Raw genomic sequence first — 21,116 nt, forward strand, 5'->3', positions numbered from 1 at the left:
AGATCATCCCCTGAGATTCACCTCCGGGCAATGGGGCAGCGGCACGGCTCACGGACTTACCGGCACCCTGATGATCTGGCGGCGAGGACGGCGGGCATGTGAAAGCGGATTAATGCGGGCGACACTCCACGGACCGTGACCACGTAACAACGCCTGGTCAGACTTCCGGGTATGAGCGAACCGAGAAATGCCGCCGACGGGGGCGGGCACGCGTCTCCCGGCCCGCGTCCCCGGCACCCGCGTCCCCGGCACCCGCATCACCGGGACCACGGCGTCCGGTCCTGGCGGCGGGAGATCGCGGAGCTGGCCGCGCTCTTCCTCGCCGTCGGCCTCGCCCACGTGCTCACCACCCTGCTCGGCCACCGGGACCCCGGCCCGGTGGTCCTCGTCGGCCTCGGCCTGGCGCTGATCCTCGGCTCGGCCGTGCACAGGCGGCTGTCGGCCACGGGAGGCGTACGGCCGCGCGCCCGCGTCAGGGCGGAGCAGCCCACGAGCCTGTGGCGGGTGCGGGCCAGGGTCGCCGAGCGTCCCGGCCGCCTCGCCGCGCTCGCCGGGGCGTTCGCCCGGCTGCGCTGCAACATCCTCGCCCTGCAGATCGCGCCCGCCGGGAGCGCGGCGATGACGCCGGGAGGCTGCGACGCCCTGGACGAGTTCATCGTCGAGGCCCCGGCCACGCTCACGCCGCTCGACCTGTGGCGCGCGGTCGACCGGGCCGGCGGGGCCGACGCCGTCATCGTCCCCGCCCAGGTCAGGGACCTCATCGACCCCGGCATCCAGGCGCTGCTGCTGGGTCAGCGCGTACGGGACGACCCGGGCGAGCTGGTCGCGGCCATGACCGAGCTGCTGCGCACGGCGGACATCCGCCGGCGCGATCCCGGCGAGCCGGCGCCCGAGGGAGGCCCGACCGTGATGACCATTCCGGTGCCCGCGGGCGGCGTGCTGGTGGCGCGGCGGCCGGACCTGCCGTTCACGCCGACCGAGACGGCGCGGGCCGCCGCGCTGGCCGCGGCGGCCCGGCACCGACAGTGGGCGGACGAGTGAGGCGGCCCGGGTGACGTAGTCCTCAGCCCGCGGCGTCGAGCCGGGCGAGCTCCTCGGGCGACAGCTCCAGGTCCACCGCCTTCACCGAGTCGAGGATCGTCTCCGGCCGCGACGAGCCGGGGATCGGGATCACCACCGGAGCCTTGGCCAGCATCCACGCCAGGCACACCTGCTGCGGGCTCACGTTGTGGGCCCGTGCCACCTCCGCGAACGGCGCGAAGCGCGAGCCCAGCTCGCCCGCCCTGGAGATGCCGCCGAGCGGGCTCCAGGGCAGGAACGCGATGTCCTTCTCCGCGCACAGCTCCAGCTCGGGCTCGCTGGAGCGGAAGGCCGGGGAGAACTGGTTCTGCACGCTGACCAGACGGCCACCGAGGATGTCGTCGGCCTGGCGGATCTGCTCGGGGTCCGCGTTCGAGATGCCGGCGTAGCGGATCTTGCCCGCGTCCAGCAGGTCGCGGATCGCCCCGACCGAGTCCTCGTACGGCACCCGAGGGTCGGGCCGGTGGAACTGGTAGAGGCCGATCGCGTCGACGCCCAGCCGCTTGAGCGAGGCGTCGCACGCCTGCTTCAGGTAGTCGGGCGAGCCGTTGAGCGTCCACGAGCCGTCGCCCGGCCGCAGGTGCCCGCCCTTGGTGGCGACCAGCACGTCCGAGGTGTCCCCGTCGTAGCTCGCCAGAGCCTTGGCGATCAGCAGCTCGTTGTGGCCCACCTCGTCCGCGTGCAGGTGGTAGGCGTCGGCCGTGTCGATCAGCGTCACCCCGGCGTCCAGCGCCGCGTGGATGGTCGCGATGGAGCGCCGCTCGTCCGGCCGCCCCTCGATGGACATCGGCATGGCCCCGAGGCCGATCGCGCCGACCTGCACGTCACCGATGCGGCGAGTCCGCATGGAAGATCCCCCTTCAAGGACACAGATCAGAGTTATGTGTCCTATCCTGCGAGTCCGGCATTAAGCCGTCCAACAGAAGATTTCGATCGCATTGAGCAGCGTGGGTGATGAGCGGTGGAGCTGCGGCAGCTCAAGTACTTCGTGGCGGTCGCCGAGGAGAGCCACTTCACCCGGGCGGCCGAGCGTCTGCACATCGCGCAGTCCGGCCTGTCGGCGTCCATCCGCGCGCTCGAACGCGAGCTGGGCGCCGAGCTGTTCCGGCGCAACACCCGGCAGGTGCGGCTCACGCCCGAGGGCCGGGCGCTGCTGACGGAGGCCCGGCGGGCGCTCGCGGCGAGCGACGCGGCCCGTGACGCCGTGGCCGCCGTCCGTGGCCTGCTGCGCGGATCGCTGTCCATCGGCTCGCTGCAGTGCCTGCACGCGGTGCACCTGCCGACGGTGCTCGCCGGGTTCGTGGCGGCCCATCCCGGGCTCGACATCCGGCTGCGCCACGGCGGCTCGGGCGAGCTGGTCGAGCAGGTGCGCGAGGGCCGACTCGACCTCGCCCTGGTGTCCCGCCCGGCGCGCGAACCCGAAGACGTCGTGGTGACCCCTCTTGCGGCCGAGCCGCTCGTGCTCGCCTGCGCGCCGGGGCACCCGCTGGCCGCACACAGCAGGGTGGGGCTGGAGGCGCTGCGGGGCGAGCGCTTCGTGGACTTCCCGCCGGACTGGGGCACCCGGACGCGGGCCGACGAGGCGCTCGCCGCCGCAGGCGTCGACCGGCACGTGGCCCTGGAGGTCACCGACGTCCACTCCCTGCTCGACCTCGTGGGGAACGGCCTCGGCGTGGCCCTGGTCCCGCGGTCGTTCTCGGCGAAGACCGGCCGCGTGCGCTTCCCGGAGCTCGACGACCCCGCTCCGATGTGGGAGACCGTGGCGGTGAACGGAGCGCCCGGCGGAGCCGCGGCGGCGGCCCTGCTGGCCGAGATCCGCCGCGCTGCCGGATAGTTTTCTAGTCAAAAATCACCCAAGTTGGTATATAACACCTCATAAGGCTTCGGGGTTCGACCCTGGGCCGCCGCACAGCCCACGACCACGAAGGCGACTCTTATGAGCGTGCACGTCCACGTCCGCCTCAACGACGGGTACGCCGTCACCGAGGACGGAGAGCTTCTGGAGCGGAGCAGTTGCCACTGCGGCGCCTCGTGGGAGACGACCTACCGCGTCGACGAGGGCGAACCCGAGAGCAACTGAGCCACCGGATCCCGCGGCAAGGACGCGGGGCGGTTTCCTTCATCGGATCCTCATGGAGATCTCAGGGGAGGCCGAGACGCGCTTCCTAGCGTCGTGAGACGACGACACGACGCGAAGGACGATCCCGGTGACCGTTGACACACTCCGCCCGCCCCGGCCGGCCGTGGGAGCCGTACCCCGGCGGCCTCCCGCCCGGCTCGCCCCGGCCGTGCTGCTCGCCGCCACGGCGGTGCTGTACGTCTGGGGGCTCGGCGCCTCCGGCTGGGCCAACTCCTTCTACTCGGCGGCCGTCCAGGCGGGCAGCGAGAGCTGGTCGGCCTTCTTCTTCGGCGCCTCCGACGCGGCCGGCGCCATCACCGTGGACAAGACGCCCGCCGCACTGTGGCCGATGGCTCTCAGCGTGCGGATCTTCGGGCTGAACTCCTGGAGCATCCTGGTCCCCCAGGCGCTGATGGGCACGGCCGCCGTGGGCGTTCTGTACGCCACCGTCCGCCGCCGCTTCCCCGTCTGGGCGGCGCTGCTGGCGGGCGCGGTCATGGCGCTGACCCCGGTGGCCGTGCTGATGTTCCGGTTCAACAACCCCGACGCGCTGCTGGTGCTGCTGCTCACGCTGGCGGCGTACTGCCTGGTGCGGGCGCAGGAGAAGGCGGACACCCGCTGGCTGGTCCTCGCCGGGCTCTGCGTCGGCACAGGCTTCCTGGCCAAGATGCTCCAGGCGTTCCTCGTGCTGCCGGGCTTCGCGCTCGTCTACCTGGTCGCGGCCCCGGCGAGCCTGCGCCGGCGGCTCGGACAGCTCGCCCTCGCGGGCCTGGCCGTCCTCGTGTCGGCCGGATGGTGGCCGGCGGTCGTCGCGGCGATCCCCGCCGGCTCCCGGCCGTACATCGGAGGCTCTCAGGACAACAGCGTGCTCGAGCTCGCGCTCGGCTACAACGGCCTCGGCCGGCTCAACGGCGACGAGGCCGGCGGGCTCGGCAACACCAACCAGCAGGCCGGGCTGCTGCGCCTGTTCGACACCGAGGTGGGCGGGCAGATCTCCTGGCTGCTGCCCGCCGCGCTCATCCTGCTGCTGGCCGGGTTGTGGCTGCGGCGCCGCGCGCCGCGCACCGACCCGGCCCGCGCCGCGCTCGGCGTGTGGGGCGGCTGGCTGCTGGTGACCGGCCTGATCTTCAGCCTGATGCAGGGGATCTTCCACGCGTACTACACGGTCGCGCTGGCCCCGCCCGTCGCCGCGCTCGTGGGCATGGGCGCGGCCCTGCTGTGGGAGCGCAGGCACCGCCCCACCGCCGTCGTCACGCTCGCGGCGACTGTGGTCGTGACCGCCTGGTGGGCGTCGGTGTTGCTGTCACGCACCCCGGACTGGAATCCCTGGCTTTCTCTTGTGATCCCGGCCGCAGGCGCGGTCGCCGCCGTGGCGATCCTCGCCGTACGGCGGGCGGGCGTGCGGCTGTTCGCCACGGCCGCCGTCACCGGGCTCGTGGCCTGCCTGGCGGGCCCGGCGGCGTACGCGGTGGAGACGGCGGCGACCCCGCACACGGGCGCCATCCCGTCGGCGGGCCCGAGCGCCTTCGGCGGACCCGGCGGCTTCGGCGGTCGCGGGAGCTTCGCACGGGGCGGCTTCAACGGCGGTCCGCGCGGTGCGTTCCCCGGACGGCCCGGCCAGGGCGGACTCCCCGGCGGGTTCGGCGGCGGGCGCGGCACGGGAGGCGGTGCGGGTGGCCCGGGCGGCGGGCTGCTGAACGCGGCGACGCCCGGAGCCCAGCTCACCGCGCTGCTGTCCGCGGACGCGGAACGCTACACGTGGGTCGCGGCGACCGTCGGCTCCAACAACGCCGCCGGATACCAGCTGGCCGCCGAGGAGCCCGTCATGGCCGTCGGCGGATTCAACGGCACCGATCCCGCGCCCACACTGGCGCGATTCCAGCAGTACGTCGCCGAGGGGCGGATCCACTACTTCATCGGCACGGGCATGGGCACGGGCCGCGGCGGCACGAGCGGCAGCGACGAGGCCGCCCGGATCGCCGCGTGGGTGCGGGAGACCTTCGAGCCGCGGACGGTGGACGGCGTCACGGTCTTCGACCTCACCACCGCGGCCACTGCGGCGACGGCCGCCTGACCGGGTGGCCCAATGCCGCTGGCGGCGGGGCAGGCCGGTCACGGAAGGGACCGGACAGCCCATCGGCGGGGCACGCAGGCCGGCCGCAGCCGGGCGGGAGGGTGTGAGGTCGCGGAACACGGACGGACGGCAGCACGGCCACTCCCCAAGACCATCGGTTCTCACTAGGCTGATCCAGAAGTTTCCTCTGTTCTGGTGTTGGAGCCGCTCATGTCCCCCGCCTCGCCGGATGTCGCCCTCGCCCGCCGTCAGTCGCTCGCGGACCTCCTCCGGCGCTCCGCCCGGCGGCACCCCGGCCGCCTGGCGGTGGCGGACGCCGCCCACGTTCGTACGTACGCGGAGCTGGACGAGGACGTGACGCGGGTGGCGGGCGCGCTGGCCGCCCGGGGCGTGCGCCCCGGGGATCGCGTGGCGGTGCTGTCGCGCAACAGCGTGGACTACGTGCGGACCATCTTCGGTGTGGCCCGCGCCGGGGCCGTCCTCGTGCCGGTCAACTTCATGCTCGGAGCCGACGAGATCGCCTACGTCCTGTCCCACTCCGGCGCGGTCGCGCTGATCGCGCAGGACGCCCTGCTGCCCGTGGCACGGGACGCGGCCAAGCAGGCCGACGGGCTGCGGCTGCGCGTGGTGTACGGCTCGGCGCCGGAGGAGGGCTGGGAGCCGTTCGACTCGCTGCTTCGGGAGGTCGTGGCCGAGCCGGTCGTGCCGATCGGGCCCGACGACCCGGCACAGATCCTCTACACCTCGGGCACGGAGTCACGCCCGAAGGGCGCCGTGCTGTCCCACGCCGCGCTGATCGCGCAGTACGCGAGCTGCGTCATCGACGGCGGCATGACCCGCGACGACGTCGAACTGCACGCGATGCCGCTGTTCCACTGCGCCCAGCAGCACTGCTTCCTGGTGCCGGACATCCAGCTCGGCGCCTCCAGCCACATCCTCCCCGGAGCCGACCCCGCCGCCGTGCTGGAGGCGATCGAGCGCCACGGGGTGACCAAGTTCTTCGCGCCGCCCACGGTGTGGATCTCGCTGCTGCGCCACCCGGACTTCGACCGGCGCGACCTGTCCTCGCTGCGCAAGGGCTACTACGGCGCGGCGATCATGCCCGTCGAGGTGCTGCGGGAGATCGGCGAGCGGCTGCCGGACGTGCGCCTGTGGAACTTCTACGGCCAGACCGAGATGGCGCCGGTCGCGGTGATGCTCCAGCCGGAGGACCAGATCCGCAAGGCGGGCTCGGCCGGCCAGGCCGCCCTGAACGTCGAGACCCGGGTCGTGGACGCCGACGGGAACGACGTCCCTCCCGGGGAGATCGGGGAGATCGTGCACCGCAGCCCGCACGCGATCCTCGGCTACCTGGACGACCCCGAGAAGACCGCCGAGGCGTTCCGGGGCGGCTGGTTCCACTCGGGCGACCTGGGGGTGATGGACGAGGAGGGCTACCTCACGGTCGTCGACCGGATCAAGGACATGATCAAGACCGGCGGGGAGAACGTCGCCAGCCGCGAGGTCGAGGAGGTCGTCTACGAGCACCCGGCGGTCGCGGAGGTGGCCGTCGTCGGGGTCCGCCACCCGAGCTGGATCGAGGCCGTCGTCGCGATCGTGGTCACCAAGCCGGGCGTGACCGTCACCGAGGAGGAACTGCGGGCCCACGTCCGGGCCCGGCTCGCCGCGTTCAAGGTGCCCAAGGCCGTCGCGTTCGTCGACGCGCTGCCGAAGAACCCGAGCGGCAAGATCCTCAAGCGCGAGCTGCGGGACCGCCACGCCGCCCTCGCCGACCGCATCCCCGGCACCCGCTGAGCCGACCGCGGCCCATGGCCGGGGACTGGTGATCGGCAGGCTACGAACCGTCCCCGGCCCCAGGCGCACGCCTCCTGTCGAGGTACATCTCGAGGAGCATCAGCAGCATGACGACCAGGGTGAGCGAGATCCCGATGGCGAACAGGACATTCGTCCACTTGTGCTCCCCCGGCGGCTCCAGCGGGATCGACGCAGCCGCCATCAGGAAAGCGGAACCTTGAACGATCGCCGTCAGCCGGCGAATTCTACGGACGACTGAAATGCTCGACCTTCCAGGCGCTCTCTGCATCGCTGGTCCCTGACGGCCTGCTTGAGACATTCGCATCAGCCCGCCCACCAGAGCGGTGCAGTCAGGACCAGGACCACGAGGGCCGTGCCTGACAATTCTCGCGGGAAACGGGGCCCGGAACGGCCCCGCGGGTCGCCGGATTCGGTTTCCACCACCTTCTCCTCAGCAAAGACGCAGGTTCGCGGCGTGGACGTCATGGACGACGATCACGGCCGACGCGGCGACCGCGAGGGTCAGGCTCAGCAGGAGCGCCCTTCCCCAGTGGCACCACTTGAGGAATGCGAATCTCCGCGAGGCGACGTCCAGTAGCACGACGGAAAGGACGGAGACGAACGCGATGGCCCCGAACACCGGGACCCTCTCCATCAGCAACAGGAATCCCGCGAACTTCTCCGGGGCATCGAGGCCACCCGCGCAGTTCCGCTGTATTCCTCCGACGAGATACGCGTCCAGAACGGGCCCGCCGATGCCGCATCCCAGGGCGATCAGCGCCACACTTCCACATCCGCGGAGCGGTGACTCCTCTCCGGCGTCACCGTCACGGGTGTCGGAAACTCTTCGCGATCACCGCCCGATCAGCTCGATGAAACATGGGCGCCTGATCTTACGGCACGAGCCGTCGATCGGATAGATCACCCAAAAGACCGTCCTACGCCGATTGATGCGAATATCCCGGCGTCGAGCGTGCCATTTCCTTGACGTCCTCCCAGAGGCCGGCCGTACGGTCAGGAGGGATAGCCATAGCGGCCGTGGAGGCGGACGAAGCGGGCCAGCGTGAGGACCTGACGGGGTTCGAGGCCGATGACGGTGCGCTCGAACAGCACGACCTCCTCCCGGCCGCCGGTGCCGATGGGCTGCACCAGACGGCCGCCGAGCCGCAACTGCTCCACCAGCGGCGCGGGAACAGTGGGAAAGGCGGCCGAGACGATGACGGCGTCGTAAGGGGCGTGCTCGGGCACCCCCTGGCCACCGTCCCCCACGAGCACCTCCGCGTTGCGGATGCCCTGCCGGGCGAGGTTGCGGCGCGCCCCGCGTACGAGGTCGGGCCACAACTCGACGCTGACCACGTCGGCGGCCATGCGGGCGAGCAGCGCGGTCTGGTAGCCGAGGCCGCTGCCGACCTCCAGCACGTGCTCCCGGCCGGTGAGGCCCAGCCCCTCGATCATCGTCGCCGACAGCGACGGCTGGGTGGTCACCTGCCCGTGCGCGATGGGGATCGGCACGTCCTCGTACGCGTGGGCGATGTGCTCGCCGGGGACGAACCCGGCTCTCGGGGTCGAGCGCACGGCCTGGAGCAGGCGCTCGTCATGGACGCCCACCGCCCGGACGGCCCGGACGAGGTCTTCGGGACAGGCGGCTGCGGTCACGTCCATCACGCTCACGATCGACGGCGAGCGGCGCCGTCCCCGTCGGCGGCCCGCTCACCCCGGGTGATGCCCTCTCAGCCGCGCCGGAATCCGCAGGCGCCCGCGCCGAACATGCTCTCCACGCCAGCGGCACCGCTGCCGGGGTGGGCCGCCGTCTGCGCGGCTCGCGGGCGGCCGGGTCAGTCGGCGGCGAAGGTCACCTCCGCGGTGCCGACGGTCCCCGCGCGGCGGCCGGGGGCGCTCTGCCACTGCCAGTAGAGGTTCGTGTGCGCGATCACCTGCTCCGGCGCCGGCGCACCATAGGTGGTGAGGTCCTCGGTGGTGTGCGCGTCGCCGACGAGCGTCACGTCGTAGCCGCGGACGAAGGCCCCGTGGAGGGTCGAACGGATGCACGCGTCGGTCTGGGCTCCCGTGACGACGAGCCGGCCCACCCCGCGCTCGGCGAGCAGCGCCTCCAGGTCGGTGTCCTCGAACGAGTCGCCGTACCTCTTGTGGACGAGCGGCTCGGCATCGCGGCGGACCAGCTCCGGCACGTACTGCCAGTTCTCGCTGTCCCGCTGGAGATCCTCGTCGTTGGAGTGCTGCACCCAGATCACCGGCACGTCCTCCGCGCGCGCCTTGCCGACCAGCGTGTCGATGTTCGCGATCACGGCGTCGCGGTTGGGGGCGCCCGCCACCACCCCGTTCTGCACGTCGATGACCAGCAGCGCAGTGTTCGGGCGATCGGCAAGGGTCGTCATGGGGTTCCCGTTCTCGTCGCGGATCCTGTGCCGCTCAACCCTAGAACCGTCCACCGACAGTCTCGGCCCGCGTACGAAGCACCCCAAATTGGAGTGCTAGATACCGATTTGCTAGCGTCAGGGGTGTGCGGTTGACGAAGTTCACGGATCTGGCCCTACGCGTCACCATGCGCCTGGCGGTCCTGGAACCGGGGGCGTCGCTCACCACCCGCCAGGTGGCCGAGGCGATGATGATCCCCTACAACCACACCGCCAAGGCCATCGCCCGCCTGCAGCACCTCGGCGTCGTGGAGGCCCGCCGGGGACGCGGGGGCGGCCTGGAGCTGACCGAGTTCGGCCGTACGGCCTCGATCGGCTGGCTGGTCCGCGAACTGGAGGGAGAGGAGGAGGTCGTCACCTGCGAGGGGGAGATCCCCTGCCCGCTGCGGGCCGTCTGCAGCCTGCGCGGCGCGCTGCGCGCGGCACAGCAGGCCTTCTACGCCTCCCTGGATCCGATCACGGTGGATCAGCTGGCCTCCTCGTCGTCGAGGCCGGTGCTGCTCAGCCTCTCCTGACCTGCGCAAATGGGAAGAACCCATAGGTTCATGGCGTTTAATTTGCGTCTGAGATACCAATTTGGAGGATGTCATGCTCTCCCCGGAGTCGGCCGCGACCGTCCGCGCCACCCTGCCCGTGATCGCGGGCGCGATCCAGGACATCACCGCCCGCTTCTACGACACGATGTTCGCCGACAACCCGGAGCTGCTGCGTGACCTGTTCAACCGCGGCAACCAGGCCAACGGCGAGCAGCGCGTCGCGCTGGCGGGCTCGATCGCCGCGTTCGCGACCGCGCTGGTGGAGCGCCCCGGAGAGCTTCCCGGCACGATGCTGTCCAGGATCGCCAACAAGCACGCCTCCCTCGGCGTCACCGAGGAGCAGTACGCCGTGGTGCACAAGTACCTGTTCGGCGCCATCGGCGACGTGCTGGGCGACGCCGTCACGCCCGAGGTCGCCCAGGCGTGGGACGAGGTCTACTGGCTCATGGCCGAGACGCTGATCGGACTGGAGCGCGACCTCTACCGCGAGGCGGGCCGGGGCTGGACGCGGGCCACCGTGATCGAGCGGCGCGACGAGACGGCGGACGTGGTCTCCTTCCTCCTGCGCCCGGACGTCCCGATGTCCTTCCTGCCGGGCCAGTACGTCAGCGTCCAGGTCACGCTGCCCGACGGGGCGCGGCAGATCCGGCAGTACAGCCTGTCGAACGCCCCGGAGCGCGGCGACTGGCGGATCACGGTCAAGCGGGTGCGCGACGAGGGGGCGCCCGAGGGCGAGGTCTCCGCCTGGCTGCACGAACACGTCCGGGCCGGGGACGTGCTCGCGGTCTCCGCGCCCTTCGGCGACCTGACCCTGCCCGAGGGCGACGGCCCGCTGCTGCTCGCCTCGGCCGGGATCGGGGTCACCCCCATCCTGTCGATGCTCGACCACCTCGCCGCCACCGGATCGGACCGGCGGGTGGTGGTCGTGCACGCCGACCGCTCCCCGGACGCCCACGTCCACCGCGAGGAGCTCGCGGACCTGGTCGCGGCCCTGCCCGGCGCCACCCTGCACCGGTGGTACGAGGACCTGCCCCCGGCGCAGGTGGGTGACGCAGACCATGCCGCCGACCATGTCGCCGCCGTGGGCCGGGCCGACCTGTCGGCGATCGACCTGCCCGGGGAGGTCGTGGCCTGCCTGTGCGGGCCGCTGCCGTTCATGCGGGCCGTACGCGCGCAGCTGGTCGAGCTGGGCGTGCCCGCCTCCGGCATCCACTACGAGGTGTTCGGCCCCGACCTGTGGATCGCGGCCGCCTGATCCGGTGACCGGCCCGCCGCCCGCTCGCGGCGGGCCCTCTCATCGGGCCCTCTCTTTGGGGTCCGGTCAGCGCAGCAGGCCGACGCCGGCGTAGCCGTCCACGCCGGGGATCCTCGGCAGCTTCGGCTCGTCGGGCTCGGGCCGCCACTCCTCGGTCACGACCAGACCCGGCTCCACCAGGTCGAACCCGTCGAAGAACCGTAGCAGTTCGGCGTGGGTCCGCGGGGTGACCGCCCCGGCGGAGGTGTTCTTGTACAGCTCGCGTCCCTCGCGGATCTTCTCCTCGTCGAGGTCGCCGTACGACAGGTGGCTGACGGCCATCGCGCTGCCGGGGGCGAGCCGGTCGCGCAGCGTGGCGACGACGCGCTCGGCGTCCTCGGTGCCGGGGATGAAGTGCAGCACGGCCACCATGAGCAGGCCCACCGGCTTGCCGAAGTCGATGTGCTCGTTGATCCGGGGGTCGCCGAGGATGGCCTCGGGCTCGCGCAGATCGCCGTCCACGACGATCGTCCGGCTGTTGTCGGCCAGCAGGGCCCGGCCGTGGGCGAGCACGATCGGGTCGTTGTCGACGTAGACCACCCGCGAGTCGGGGGCTTCGCGGAGCGCGACCTGGTGGACGTTCTCCTGGGTAGGCAGCCCGGCGCCGATGTCGAGGAACTGGCGGATGCCCTCCCGGGCCATGAGGGTCACGGCCCTGCGGATGAAGCGCCTGTTGGTCTGCACGCCCTCGCGCGCGTTCGGGGTCAGCTCGATGAGCTTCTCGGCCGCCGCCCGGTCGACGGCGAAGTTGTCCTTACCGCCGAGGAGGTAGTCGTAGATCCGGGCGACGCTGGGGACGGTCACGTCGATTCCCGGCGGACCCTGCTCCTTGTTCATTAGCCCTGCCCTGATGCGCTCGTACGTTGATCACAACGTAGCTGATGAATCAGGATTCGGTGCATCAAAGAGGGAATTGACCGGCACGCGCAACGGCACGGCCGGTCAACCCCCGCAGCGGGCTCTCAGTCCCCCGCAGTGCGCTCACCCCCGGGCCTGCCGGCGACCAGGATGTCGACCGGGCCCGTGGTGACCGGGCTCGTGACGACCGGGCCCATGACGACGGGGTCGGCGATGAAGTCGCGCATCCAGTGGAAGCTGGCCTTCGGCGTGCGCACCTGGGTGTCGTAGTCCACGTGCACCAGGCCGAACCTGGCGGAGTAGCCCCGGGCCCACTCGAAGTTGTCCAGCAGCGACCAGCAGAAGTAGCCCCGCACGTCCGCGCCCGCCGTCATCGCGTCGCGGGTCGCGGCCAGGTGGTCGCGCAGGTAGTCGACGCGCCCGCCGTCCTCGAGCGCGCCGTCGTCGCCGTACCCGTTCTCCGTGATGTAGACGGGCGGCAGGTCCGGATAGCGGGAGGTCAGCCCGACGAGGGTCTCGTACAGCCCCTCGGGCTCCACCACCCAGCCCAGCCCGCTGGTGCGCGCGTCCTCCGGCGTGACGGTGCGCACGCCCAGGTCGAACGCCGAGCGCCGGGCGGGGTCGGCCTCCTCGTACGGCGCGGCCTCCACGTGCAGGCGGTAGTAGTAGTTCACCCCGAGGAAGTCCACCGGCGCACCGATGATCTCCAGGTCGCCGTCCCGGCGGAAGGAGAAGTCGGTGATCCGGCCGAACGTCTCGGCCATGTCGGCGGCGTAGGCCCCGCCGAAGAGCGGTTCGGTGAACTGCCGGTTGACCAGCAGGTCCATCCGCCGCGCGGCTTGGACGTCCCGCGGCGCGGAGGTCACCGGCACTGTCGGCGACATGTTGAGCGTCACCCCGACCTGCTGACCGGGCCTGGCCGCCTCCCGCAGGCGCGCGACGGCCAGGCCGTGGCCGAGCAGCAGATGGTGGGCCGCGGCCAGCGCGCCGTGCCCCTCCTTGGCGCCCGGCGCGTGCCGGCCCTCGCCGTAGCCGACGATCGCCGAGCAGTACGGCTCGTTGAGCGTGATCCAGTTCGAGACCGACTCACCGAGGGCGTCGTACATCACCTCGGCGTAGTCGGCGAAACGCTCGGCGGTGTCGCGGACCCGCCAGCCCCCGCGGTCCTCCAGCGCCTGGGGCAGGTCCCAGTGGTAGAGGGTCACGTACGGCTCGATCCCGCCCTCACGCAGGGCGTCCACGAGCCGCCGGTAGAAGTCGAGCCCGCGCCGGTTCACCGGTCCGCGGCCGTCGGGCAGCACGCGCGGCCAGGCCACGGAGAATCGGTAGGCCCCCGCCCCCAGGTCTTTCATGAGATCGACATCCTCTTGCCAGCGGTGATAGTGGTCGCAGGCGAACTCACCCGACTCGCCCCGTGCCACCGCGCCGGGCACCCGGCAGAAGGTGTCCCATATCGAGGGGCCCCGGCCGTCGGTGTCGACGGCCCCCTCGATCTGGTACGCCGCGGTGGCCGTGCCCCACACGAAGCCGGCGGGAAAGGTCCGCGGCATGGCGAGGCGTTCGTCGGTCGCCGTCATTCCCTGTTCGCTCCAGGTTCCGTGCCCGCTCGGGTGAACAGCCCGGACACGGCTGCCGGCCGTGCGGGCGATGGGACCGTTCCCCCGAAGGCCGCGGGACCCGCCGAGCCGTACGGCGGGCACACACGCGGGCAGACGGAGTTCCGCAGCGAACACCTGAACTCCCTCGCAGGAGAAAAGGGAAGCGGCTGCGAGACACGACGGCGACCGAGCCCGTGGCAACGAGAAAGCTCCGGCCGATGCCCGCCATCACACATAAGAAGAGGGGAAGTTGTCAAGTCACGAAAACGTGACGGAAGGAAATTCCGATTACTGGTTGACGGGCTTCCCGGCGGTTGCGTATTTTTTCTGTAACCGGTTGCATGAAACCGGTTACAGCGAGATGCGATAGCGTTTGGTCCGTGGCAACGATCAGAGAGCTGGCGCGCCTGTGCGGCGTGTCTCCCGCGACCGTCTCCCGCGTGTTCAACAACCCCGAGGTGGTGAACGCGAAGACCAGGGAGCAGGTCCTGCGGACGGCCCGCCAAATCGGCTACCTCCCCAACGAGTCCGCCCGCACGCTGGCCACCAAGAAGTCCTTCATGGTCGGCCTGGTGTGGGACACCGACCACCGCCGCCCCGGCTGGCGGCACCCGTTCTTCCAGGAAATCCTCATCGGTCTGAAGACCGCGCTCAGCGGACGCGGATATCACCTTCTCATGCTCGCCACCAGCGGCGACACGAGCGGGGAGAGGACCGAGGACGCCTACGTACGCGCCGTGCGCAGGCACAACCTGGACGGCGTGGTGATGATCGACAGCGGCACCTGGGATCCCTCACTGCGGCGGCTGTCCGAATCGGGCGTCCCCTGTGTCAGCCTCGACCGTCCTGTGCAGGGCCCCCGCGCCACGTACGTGACCTCGGACAACGCCGGCGGCGCCCGCCTGGCCGTACGGCACCTGCACGAGCGGGGACGGCGGGCCATCGCCACGATCACCGGCCCGGCGCACACGCGGCCCGGCGCCGAGCGCCTGCAGGGCTACCAGGACGAACTGTCCCGGCTGGGGCTGCCACACCGGCCCGGATTCGTGATCGAAGGCGACTTCTACCTGTCGGGCGGCCACGCCGCGATGCGCCGCCTGCTGGAGGCGGACGAGCGGCCCGACGCCGTGTTCGTCGCGGGCGACGAGATGGCCGTCGGCGCGCTGCGCGCGATCGGCGAGGCCGGCCTGAAGGTGCCCGAGGACATCGCCCTGGTCGGGTTCGACGACATCGAGGTGGCCGCGCTCGTGCCGCCGGGCCTGACGACCGTCGCCCAGGACAAGGCAGGGTTCGGCACCGCCGCCGCGGAGGCGGTGGTCTCCATGATCAACGGTGCGGACGCCCCGCCGCCCCGGATCCTGCCGACGACACTCGTCGTACGCGGCTCCAGCACGCCCCCGCTCTGACCTCCCTGCCCGCCCGGGGCCGGACATGCATGCGGGCGCCCCTGCCCCGGACGGGCACCCGGACCTCCGCACTCGGCACTCCCCGCTCCTAACCGCGCCCGACACGGAAGGAGCGGGGCCACCATGTGCACCCGCTCGAGGTTTCGCCCTCTCCGGGCGTTCCGGATTGTGGTGCTCCCGGAGGCGCTTATCGTGATGAGGCGCCCATCACCCTTGATCCCCCGGGGGATTCCCGTGTCCGAGCAGTCCTGGCCTGTCCGCATCCGTGCCGAGTTCGCGCAGCGCGTGCTGGACCTGCGGCACCAGCATCCCGGGATCCTCGCCTCTCTTGACCAGCACATGGCCGCCGTCAAGCACGCCATCGCGGAGCTGGGCGAGCGGGTCGGGCCGGCCTCCCTGCTCGCCTATCTGATCGGTTACTGGGACGGCGCGCGGGAGAAGGGCTGGCGGGCGCCGGGGCCGGACCAGCCTCTCGACTTCGCCGCCCTGCGCATGACCGCGGTCTGCCTGATGCTCGACGCCACGGCCGAACCCGCCTGACCCCGCGCCGCGCCCCCTTCCGCCGCGATGGGCGCCCGGCCGTACGACAGGCAGCCCAGAGCGGCGGTGACGATGTCATCGACAGCCCTGGCGATGAGCCATGCCGTCACTCTGGCGAGCAGGGTCAAAGGACGCTTCCGTATGGTGTACGGTACGACGTACGACAGAGAGGGGCGTATTCGTGTACGAGCCGAGCGACGAGGAATTGAAGAGCGTCGAGGACTGGTTCGCCCAGTACGACGCGCTCGCCGAGCAGGGGGCGATCGAGCGGCTGGCCGACCTGGCGGTCTTCCCGATGAACCTGGCCACCGACGTGCCGGGCGGCTTCGCGGCCGTCCGGCAGTGGACGCGCGAGGAGTACGTCGAGGCGATGCGGGAGGCCATGGGCGGCGGAACGGCGGGGCTCGATCTGGAGTCGTCGAGGACGCCGCACTTCCTCAGCCCCAACCTCGTCTTCGTGGAGACCACGGCGACGATGACGGTCGAGGGCCGGCGGGAGAGCATGCACTACGGCGACCTGCTGGTGCGCACCGAGGACGGGTGGGCTTTCCAGACGATGGCACAGGGCGGCTGGGGCCACGGCTGGCCGCCCGCCAGGCGCGGCTGAAGCCGGACTCCGCCCCGGCATGACCGTTGACGTTTGCCCGGGCGGTGGTCGGCCGCTTCCCGTGCACCACCGACCGGGCCGGCCCGTACGTCGTCGCCCGGCCGGGGTGCCCGTCCCCGACGTGCAGGCGCCGTCGTATCCGCTCGCGCGCCGAACACCCGCCGCACCGTCCCGAGGGGGGCGATGCGGTGCACTCCGGAGAGTTGTATAAGCTTCCTATGTAAATTCGTTCCCGTCCGGAGGAACACCTGTGTCCGTCACCCCGAGCACCGATCCCCCCGAGGAGTCGCACGCGGTCGCGGCCGTCCTGGACGACCTCGCGGTGCTCGCCGTACGGCGGCTGTCCGCGCAGGGCGACCTCAGCCTCACGGCCGCGGCGACCCTGTCGTACCTGGACCGCAACGGCCCGGAGCGACTGAGCGTCCTGGCCGCGCGGCAGGCCGTCACCCAGCCGTCGATGACCCAGCTCGTGCAGCGCCTGGAGCGCGAAGGCCTGGTATGCCGGGCGGTCGACGACCTCGACGGCCGCGCGGTGCGGGTCACCGTCACCGACGCCGGCCGTGCGCTGCTGGCCGAGCGGCGCCGCCTGCGCAGAGAGCGGCTCACCGAGATGCTCGGCACGCTGTCCCCCGGCGAGCTGCGTGAGCTGACGCGGGTCGCCGGCGAGTTCCTCCCCCTGCTCCGGCGCCTGCTCCAGGGCACGGCGGACGAGTAGGGGTCCGGACGCTCCCCCTCGCTACTCCCAGGAGGTCCGGTGAGCTCTGCTCATGCCCCCGTCTCCAACCCGTTCAAGCAGCCGAAGGCGGTCTGGGCCGTCGCCTTCGCCTGCGTGATCTCGTTCATGGGGATCGGACTGGTGGACCCGATCCTGCCCGCCCTCAGCACGAAGCTGCACGCCACCCCCAGCCAGGTGTCGCTGCTGTTCACGAGCTACCTGGTCGTCACCGCCGTGGCGATGCTGATCACCGGGTGGGTCTCCAGCCGGATCGGCGCCAAGCGCACCCTCATCGCGGGCCTCGCCCTGATCGTGGTGTTCGCCGCCCTCGCCGGGATGTCCGGCAGCATCGGCGGCATCGTCGGCTTCCGCGCCGGCTGGGGCCTCGGCAACGCCCTGTTCATCGCCACCTCGCTCGCCGTCATCGTCGCGTCGAGCAGCGGCGGCTTCGCCGGAGCGATCATCCTGTACGAGACCGCGCTCGGCGTCGGCATCGCGGTCGGGCCCCTGCTCGGCGGCACGCTGGGCGGCATCAGCTGGCGCGGCCCGTTCTTCGGCGTCGCGGTCCTGATGGCGATCGCGCTGATCGCCACCGTCACCCTGGTGCGGCCCACGCCCACACCCGCGAAGAAGACCGGCGTGGCCGACCCGATCAGGGCTCTGCGCCACCGCGGCCTGCTCATCCTGGGCCTGACCGCGCTCTGCTACAACTGGGGCTTCTTCACCGTGCTGGGCTACGCGCCGTACCCGATGGAGCTCGACGAGCACCAGCTCGGCCTCGTCTTCACCGGCTGGGGCATCCTCGTCGCGATCTTCTCGGTCTTCGGCGCCCCGCGGCTGCAGGCCCGCTTCGGCATCGCCCGCACGTTGTACGCCAACCTCGTGCTGTTCAGCCTCGACATCCTGGTGATCGCGCTGTTCACCGACAACCGGGTCGTCGTGATCTGCGGCGTGATCGTGGCCGGGATCTTCATCGGCGTCAACAACACGGTCACCACCCAGGCGGTCATGACCGTCTCGCCCGTGGAGCGGCCGATCGCCTCCGCGTCGTACGGCTTCATCCGCTTCATCGGCGGCGGCCTCGCACCCTTCGTCGCGGGCAAGCTCGCCGAGCACTTCGACAACCACCACGCGCCGTTCTACATGGGCGCCGCCGCCGTGCTCCTCGGCGCGGTGATCCTCACCGCCGCGCACCGGCAGCTCGGCGGGGCCGAGCGCGCCCAGGCGGCCGAGATGGCCGCCGCCGGCGCGGCCGCGGCGCGGCGGGAGGAACTGGAGGAGGAGGCCCTGGCCGAGGACCTCGGCTCCGCCACCTGATCCCCGCGCCGGCTCGGCCGGTGCGGATCTCCCGATGTTTTGCCTCCGGCGTGGGAATGGTTCGGCCCGCCCGGTTGTGGATACTGATATCTGGGCTGGTCGTGGTCTTCAGCAGTGAGGGGATGCGGCCGCCTGCGACAACGGGAGTACCGAATGGGTCCCGAAGTTCCCTCCGCCCTTCCGGCCGGGCAAGAGGCGAACCACGGTGGAGCCGCAGACGAGTGGACCGGGATGACGAGGGTCATCGCGTGCGGCGAGATCGACATGAGCACAGCCGGTCAGCTGCACGAGGGGGTTCTCGGAGTCCTGCGGCGGCAGCGGCCGAGCCGCATCGAGGTCGACCTCGCGGGAGTCACCTTTCTCGACGCGGCGGGCATCGGCGCGCTGGTGATGAGCCGGGCCGCCGCGGCCCGGGTGGGATGCCGCCTCACGGTGGTCAACCCGCGGCCCATGGGCTATCGGCTCCTGCAGGTCGTCGGCCTTCTGGAGGCCTTCGGCCTGGCCACGCTCCCGCCCCCCTCGTGAGGTCCGCCGCGGATGCTCCGCTCGTCGCCCCTTGAGGGGGCGGCGGCCCACGCGCGTCAGTGGTCTCCACGCGTGCGCAGCTCCCCGGTGTCCACCAGATACCTGGCGACCTCGACCAGCTTGGTGTTGGTCTGCTGGCTGGTGCGCACGAGCAGCGAGAACGCCTGGTCCGCGGTCACCTTGTGGCGTTCCATGAGAACGCCCTTCGCCTGGCCGATGAGGTCGCGCACGGCGATCGCGCGTTTCAGTTGCTCCTGCTGCCGCGCTCCCGACATCGCCACAGCCGCGTGAGTCGCGAACAGCAGGCCGATGTGCTCCGATTCGTCGTCGAAGGCGTTCTTCTCACGTGAGTACAGGTTCAGGGCGCCCAGGTCGTCCTTCTGGACGTACAGCTGGAAGGAGAGCATGCTCTTCACGCCGAGATCGAGGGCGCGCCGGGTGAACTCCGGCCATCTGTCCTCCTGGGTCATGTCCGACAGCCGCACGGTCCTGTGCTCGTAGGCGGCGTCGAGGCACGGTCCCTCGCCGGTTTCGTACTGTGCCTTGTCCACCTGCCGCACCAGGTCGCCGGTCCCGGCCGGGGTCTCGACCTCGCGACGGCGGATGACGGCCGTCAGCCCCGCGTACTGCGCGCCCGGGACCGTGTCGACGGCCGCGCCGACGATGGCGTCCAGCGTCTCCTGCGCCGTGTCCTCGTCCTGCAGGGTCCGCGCGAGATCGCTCATCCTCACCGCGAGCTCGTCGTCTGAGACGCGCCCCGTGAAGGCCGTCGACGGCCGGCCTCGTCCGTCCCCTCCACTCGCGTCCTTGCCGGCCACACGTGTCACCGCCTCTCGGCTTCGAAGCGGCTCCGGGCGAATGCTTCACACCGTCCGGAGCCTTGGCTGGGTGAGGCGTCGCGACGCTCACCTGACCCGTCCGGGCCATGCCCGCTCCATGACGCCGTCATACTGAGCGCAGACCGCCGGGGCAGCGGAATTTCCGAGCAACCCCGGGATCGACCACGCGAGGGCCGGGTCAGATCCGCGTGAGCAGATCCGGGGTGAGCGCGGCGACGCCTGCGCAGCCGGACAGGGCCAGGGTGAGATCGGTCTCCGCCAGCACGCAACGGATCACGTGCTCCACCCCCGCCTGGCCGTCCAGGCCCAGCCCGTACGCGTACGGACGGCCGAGCAGCACGGTCCTGGCGCCGAGCGCGAGCGCCTTGACGACGTCGTCCCCGGTGCGGATGCCGCCGTCGAACAGCACGGTGAGCCGGTCGGCCACGGCGTCGGCGACGGCCGGCAGGGCGTCGGCCGCCCCGATCGAGCCGTTGACCTGGCGTCCGCCGTGGTTGGAGACGACCACCCCGTCCATCCCCGCGTCGGCGGCCAGGCGGGCGTCGTCGGGGTGCAGGACGCCCTTCAGCACGATCGGTCCGTCCCAGTGCTCGCGCAGCAGCGCGAGGTCCGGCCACGTCTTGCCCGGGTCGCCGAACATCCCCACGAAGTGCAGGACGGCGGCGTTCGGGTCCTCGTGCACGGGCCGGGCGAGCCCGGCATGGAACGCCGGGTCGGTGAAGTAGTTGGCGGTGCCGACGCCACGCAGGAACGGCAGGTACGCCTGGTCGAGGTCGCGGGGCCGCCAGGCCAGCAGCGGGGTGTCGAGGGTGACGACCAGCACGGTGAACCCCGCCGCCTTGGCCCGGGCGAGGAAGCTCAGGGTGACCTCGCGGTCCTTGCCCCAGTAGAGCTGGAACCACCGCTCGCCGTCCCCCATGGCCGCCGCGACGTCCTCCATCGGCGTGCTGGAGGCCGACGACAGGACGAAGGGCACGCCCACGGCGGCCGCCGCACGGGCGGCGGCCCGCTCGGCCTCGGGATGCATGATCGACAGCACGCCGATCGGCGCCAGCGCCAGCGGCGCGGGCAGTCTCCTGCCGAGCACGGTCACGGACAGGTCGCGTTCGCGCACGTCGCGGAGCATCCGCGGCACGATGCGCCAGTGGTCGAGCGCCTCGCGGTTGGCACGCTCGGTGCGCCCGCTGCCCGCGCTTCCGGCGACGTAGCCGAACGGGCCGGGGCCGAGCCGCCGCTCAACCATCTCCTCCAGCCGGTTCAGGTCGGTCGGCAGCCGGGGCACGGCTCCCGTCATGCCGTTGAGGTAGATCTCGTACTGGAAGTCCGCCCAGCTCATCGCGCTCGTCCTCGTTCCGCTTCCACCCGGCCGTCGCCCCTGC

At 71.7% G+C, this 21,116-nt stretch carries 22 protein-coding genes; 13 read left to right on the forward strand and 9 right to left on the reverse strand.

Translation table 11 applies throughout. From position 1 onward, the window contains the following. Positions 1–171: 171 nt before the first annotated feature. Positions 172–1,041 carry a hypothetical protein gene (locus ABZ857_RS23750; protein ID WP_357046279.1) on the forward strand — a complete coding sequence of 290 codons (870 nt, stop codon included), beginning with the start codon at positions 172–174 and terminating at the stop codon, positions 1,039–1,041. 22 nt (positions 1,042–1,063) lie between these two features. Here the strand turns inward: ABZ857_RS23750 and ABZ857_RS23755 are convergent, their stop codons facing one another. Further along, complete coding sequence (locus ABZ857_RS23755) at positions 1,064–1,927, reverse strand: aldo/keto reductase (RefSeq protein WP_357046280.1); 864 nt, start codon at positions 1,925–1,927, stop codon at positions 1,064–1,066. 114 nt (positions 1,928–2,041) lie between these two features. On the opposite strand from ABZ857_RS23755, the gene ABZ857_RS23760 reads away from it, so the two are divergent. From ABZ857_RS23760 to ABZ857_RS23775, 4 genes are all read left to right on the forward strand, one after another. Then, a complete protein-coding gene (locus tag ABZ857_RS23760; protein WP_357046281.1) occupies positions 2,042–2,914 on the forward strand; it encodes a LysR family transcriptional regulator in 873 nt (290 codons plus the stop codon). Positions 2,915–3,016: 102 nt separating this feature from the next. Further along, on the forward strand, positions 3,017–3,160 hold the full coding sequence (locus tag ABZ857_RS23765; RefSeq protein ID WP_357046282.1) for a hypothetical protein: 144 nt from the start codon (positions 3,017–3,019) through the stop codon (positions 3,158–3,160). 127 nt (positions 3,161–3,287) lie between these two features. After that, the gene (locus ABZ857_RS23770; protein ID WP_357046283.1) at positions 3,288–5,273 is read left to right on the forward strand and encodes a glycosyltransferase family 39 protein; all 1,986 of its coding nucleotides are present in this window, start codon (positions 3,288–3,290) and stop codon (positions 5,271–5,273) included. Between the two features lie 210 nt (positions 5,274–5,483). Next, a complete protein-coding gene (locus ABZ857_RS23775; protein ID WP_357046490.1) occupies positions 5,484–7,067 on the forward strand; it encodes a fatty acyl-CoA synthetase in 1,584 nt (527 codons plus the stop codon). Between the two features lie 40 nt (positions 7,068–7,107). Here the strand turns inward: ABZ857_RS23775 and ABZ857_RS23780 are convergent, their stop codons facing one another. The 4 genes from ABZ857_RS23780 to ABZ857_RS23795 form a co-directional block, all read right to left on the reverse strand. Then, positions 7,108–7,269 carry a hypothetical protein gene (locus ABZ857_RS23780; protein ID WP_357046284.1) on the reverse strand — a complete coding sequence of 54 codons (162 nt, stop codon included), beginning with the start codon at positions 7,267–7,269 and terminating at the stop codon, positions 7,108–7,110. Positions 7,270–7,518: 249 nt separating this feature from the next. Beyond that, positions 7,519–7,851, reverse strand: a complete 333-nt coding sequence (locus ABZ857_RS23785) for a hypothetical protein (RefSeq protein ID WP_357046285.1) — start codon at positions 7,849–7,851, stop codon at positions 7,519–7,521. Between the two features lie 230 nt (positions 7,852–8,081). Then, positions 8,082–8,729, reverse strand: a complete 648-nt coding sequence (locus ABZ857_RS23790) for a methyltransferase domain-containing protein (RefSeq protein ID WP_357046286.1) — start codon at positions 8,727–8,729, stop codon at positions 8,082–8,084. A 173-nt stretch (positions 8,730–8,902) separates the two neighbouring features. Continuing rightward, a complete protein-coding gene (locus ABZ857_RS23795; protein WP_357046287.1) occupies positions 8,903–9,463 on the reverse strand; it encodes a cysteine hydrolase family protein in 561 nt (186 codons plus the stop codon). A gap of 125 nt (positions 9,464–9,588) precedes the next feature. Here ABZ857_RS23795 and ABZ857_RS23800 point away from each other — a divergent pair, with 125 nt between their 5' ends. Together ABZ857_RS23800 and ABZ857_RS23805 are read left to right on the forward strand one after the other, a co-directional pair. Continuing rightward, positions 9,589–10,017: an Rrf2 family transcriptional regulator gene (locus ABZ857_RS23800; protein ID WP_357046288.1), complete on the forward strand. Its 429-nt coding sequence runs from the start codon at positions 9,589–9,591 to the stop codon at positions 10,015–10,017. 73 nt (positions 10,018–10,090) lie between these two features. Then, the gene (locus tag ABZ857_RS23805) at positions 10,091–11,293 is read left to right on the forward strand and encodes a globin domain-containing protein (protein ID WP_357046289.1); all 1,203 of its coding nucleotides are present in this window, start codon (positions 10,091–10,093) and stop codon (positions 11,291–11,293) included. Positions 11,294–11,359: 66 nt separating this feature from the next. On the opposite strand, the gene ABZ857_RS23810 is transcribed toward ABZ857_RS23805, so the two are convergent. Both ABZ857_RS23810 and ABZ857_RS23815 read right to left on the reverse strand, forming a co-directional pair. Next, complete coding sequence (locus ABZ857_RS23810; RefSeq protein ID WP_357046290.1) at positions 11,360–12,169, reverse strand: SAM-dependent methyltransferase; 810 nt, start codon at positions 12,167–12,169, stop codon at positions 11,360–11,362. A 125-nt stretch (positions 12,170–12,294) separates the two neighbouring features. Further along, positions 12,295–13,767 (reverse strand): GH1 family beta-glucosidase, encoded by a 1,473-nt coding sequence (locus ABZ857_RS23815; protein WP_357046291.1) that lies wholly within the window; start codon positions 13,765–13,767, stop codon positions 12,295–12,297. Positions 13,768–14,168: 401 nt separating this feature from the next. On the opposite strand from ABZ857_RS23815, the gene ABZ857_RS23820 reads away from it, so the two are divergent. The 6 genes from ABZ857_RS23820 to ABZ857_RS23845 all read left to right on the forward strand — a co-directional run bounded on the left by ABZ857_RS23820 (position 14,169) and on the right by ABZ857_RS23845 (position 18,898). Then, positions 14,169–15,194 carry a LacI family DNA-binding transcriptional regulator gene (locus tag ABZ857_RS23820; protein ID WP_357046292.1) on the forward strand — a complete coding sequence of 342 codons (1,026 nt, stop codon included), beginning with the start codon at positions 14,169–14,171 and terminating at the stop codon, positions 15,192–15,194. A gap of 234 nt (positions 15,195–15,428) precedes the next feature. Beyond that, positions 15,429–15,734: a DUF6401 family natural product biosynthesis protein gene (locus ABZ857_RS23825; protein ID WP_357046293.1), complete on the forward strand. Its 306-nt coding sequence runs from the start codon at positions 15,429–15,431 to the stop codon at positions 15,732–15,734. 181 nt (positions 15,735–15,915) lie between these two features. Further along, a complete protein-coding gene (locus ABZ857_RS23830) occupies positions 15,916–16,341 on the forward strand; it encodes a nuclear transport factor 2 family protein (protein ID WP_357046294.1) in 426 nt (141 codons plus the stop codon). Positions 16,342–16,591: 250 nt separating this feature from the next. Next, a complete protein-coding gene (locus tag ABZ857_RS23835; RefSeq protein ID WP_357046295.1) occupies positions 16,592–17,056 on the forward strand; it encodes a MarR family winged helix-turn-helix transcriptional regulator in 465 nt (154 codons plus the stop codon). A 39-nt stretch (positions 17,057–17,095) separates the two neighbouring features. After that, positions 17,096–18,373, forward strand: coding sequence for an MFS transporter (locus tag ABZ857_RS23840; protein WP_357046296.1), 1,278 nt, complete (start codon positions 17,096–17,098; stop codon positions 18,371–18,373). Positions 18,374–18,604: 231 nt separating this feature from the next. Further along, a complete protein-coding gene (locus tag ABZ857_RS23845) occupies positions 18,605–18,898 on the forward strand; it encodes an STAS domain-containing protein (RefSeq protein WP_357046297.1) in 294 nt (97 codons plus the stop codon). Between the two features lie 56 nt (positions 18,899–18,954). Here ABZ857_RS23845 and ABZ857_RS23850 read toward each other — a convergent pair whose 3' ends face one another. Both ABZ857_RS23850 and ABZ857_RS23855 read right to left on the reverse strand, forming a co-directional pair. Then, the gene (locus ABZ857_RS23850) at positions 18,955–19,623 is read right to left on the reverse strand and encodes a GAF and ANTAR domain-containing protein (RefSeq protein ID WP_357046298.1); all 669 of its coding nucleotides are present in this window, start codon (positions 19,621–19,623) and stop codon (positions 18,955–18,957) included. Between the two features lie 292 nt (positions 19,624–19,915). Then, positions 19,916–21,073 (reverse strand): lactate 2-monooxygenase, encoded by a 1,158-nt coding sequence (locus ABZ857_RS23855; RefSeq protein ID WP_357046299.1) that lies wholly within the window; start codon positions 21,071–21,073, stop codon positions 19,916–19,918. Positions 21,074–21,116 lie beyond the last annotated feature (43 nt).

Origin of the sequence: Microbispora sp. NPDC046933 (assembly GCF_040644635.1) — a bacterium.
GTDB lineage: Bacteria > Actinomycetota > Actinomycetes > Streptosporangiales > Streptosporangiaceae > Microbispora.

Excerpts from the sequence above, each read along its gene's own strand:
- ABZ857_RS23780 (WP_357046284.1), bottom strand. The coding sequence starts at position 7,269 with ATGGCGGCTGCGTCGATCCCGCTGGAGCCGCCGGGGGAGCACAAGTGG.
- ABZ857_RS23810 (WP_357046290.1), bottom strand. The coding sequence starts at position 12,169 with ATGAACAAGGAGCAGGGTCCGCCGGGAATCGACGTGACCGTCCCCAGC.
- ABZ857_RS23775 (WP_357046490.1), top strand. The coding sequence starts at position 5,484 with ATGTCCCCCGCCTCGCCGGATGTCGCCCTCGCCCGCCGTCAGTCGCTC.
- ABZ857_RS23750 (WP_357046279.1), top strand. The coding sequence starts at position 172 with ATGAGCGAACCGAGAAATGCCGCCGACGGGGGCGGGCACGCGTCTCCC.
- ABZ857_RS23855 (WP_357046299.1), bottom strand. The coding sequence starts at position 21,073 with ATGAGCTGGGCGGACTTCCAGTACGAGATCTACCTCAACGGCATGACG.
- ABZ857_RS23805 (WP_357046289.1), top strand. The coding sequence starts at position 10,091 with ATGCTCTCCCCGGAGTCGGCCGCGACCGTCCGCGCCACCCTGCCCGTG.
- ABZ857_RS23850 (WP_357046298.1), bottom strand. The coding sequence starts at position 19,623 with ATGAGCGATCTCGCGCGGACCCTGCAGGACGAGGACACGGCGCAGGAG.
- ABZ857_RS23845 (WP_357046297.1), top strand. The coding sequence starts at position 18,605 with ATGACGAGGGTCATCGCGTGCGGCGAGATCGACATGAGCACAGCCGGT.
- ABZ857_RS23755 (WP_357046280.1), bottom strand. The coding sequence starts at position 1,927 with ATGCGGACTCGCCGCATCGGTGACGTGCAGGTCGGCGCGATCGGCCTC.
- ABZ857_RS23790 (WP_357046286.1), bottom strand. The coding sequence starts at position 8,729 with ATGGACGTGACCGCAGCCGCCTGTCCCGAAGACCTCGTCCGGGCCGTC.
- ABZ857_RS23765 (WP_357046282.1), top strand. The coding sequence starts at position 3,017 with ATGAGCGTGCACGTCCACGTCCGCCTCAACGACGGGTACGCCGTCACC.
- ABZ857_RS23815 (WP_357046291.1), bottom strand. The coding sequence starts at position 13,767 with ATGACGGCGACCGACGAACGCCTCGCCATGCCGCGGACCTTTCCCGCC.
- ABZ857_RS23795 (WP_357046287.1), bottom strand. The coding sequence starts at position 9,463 with ATGACGACCCTTGCCGATCGCCCGAACACTGCGCTGCTGGTCATCGAC.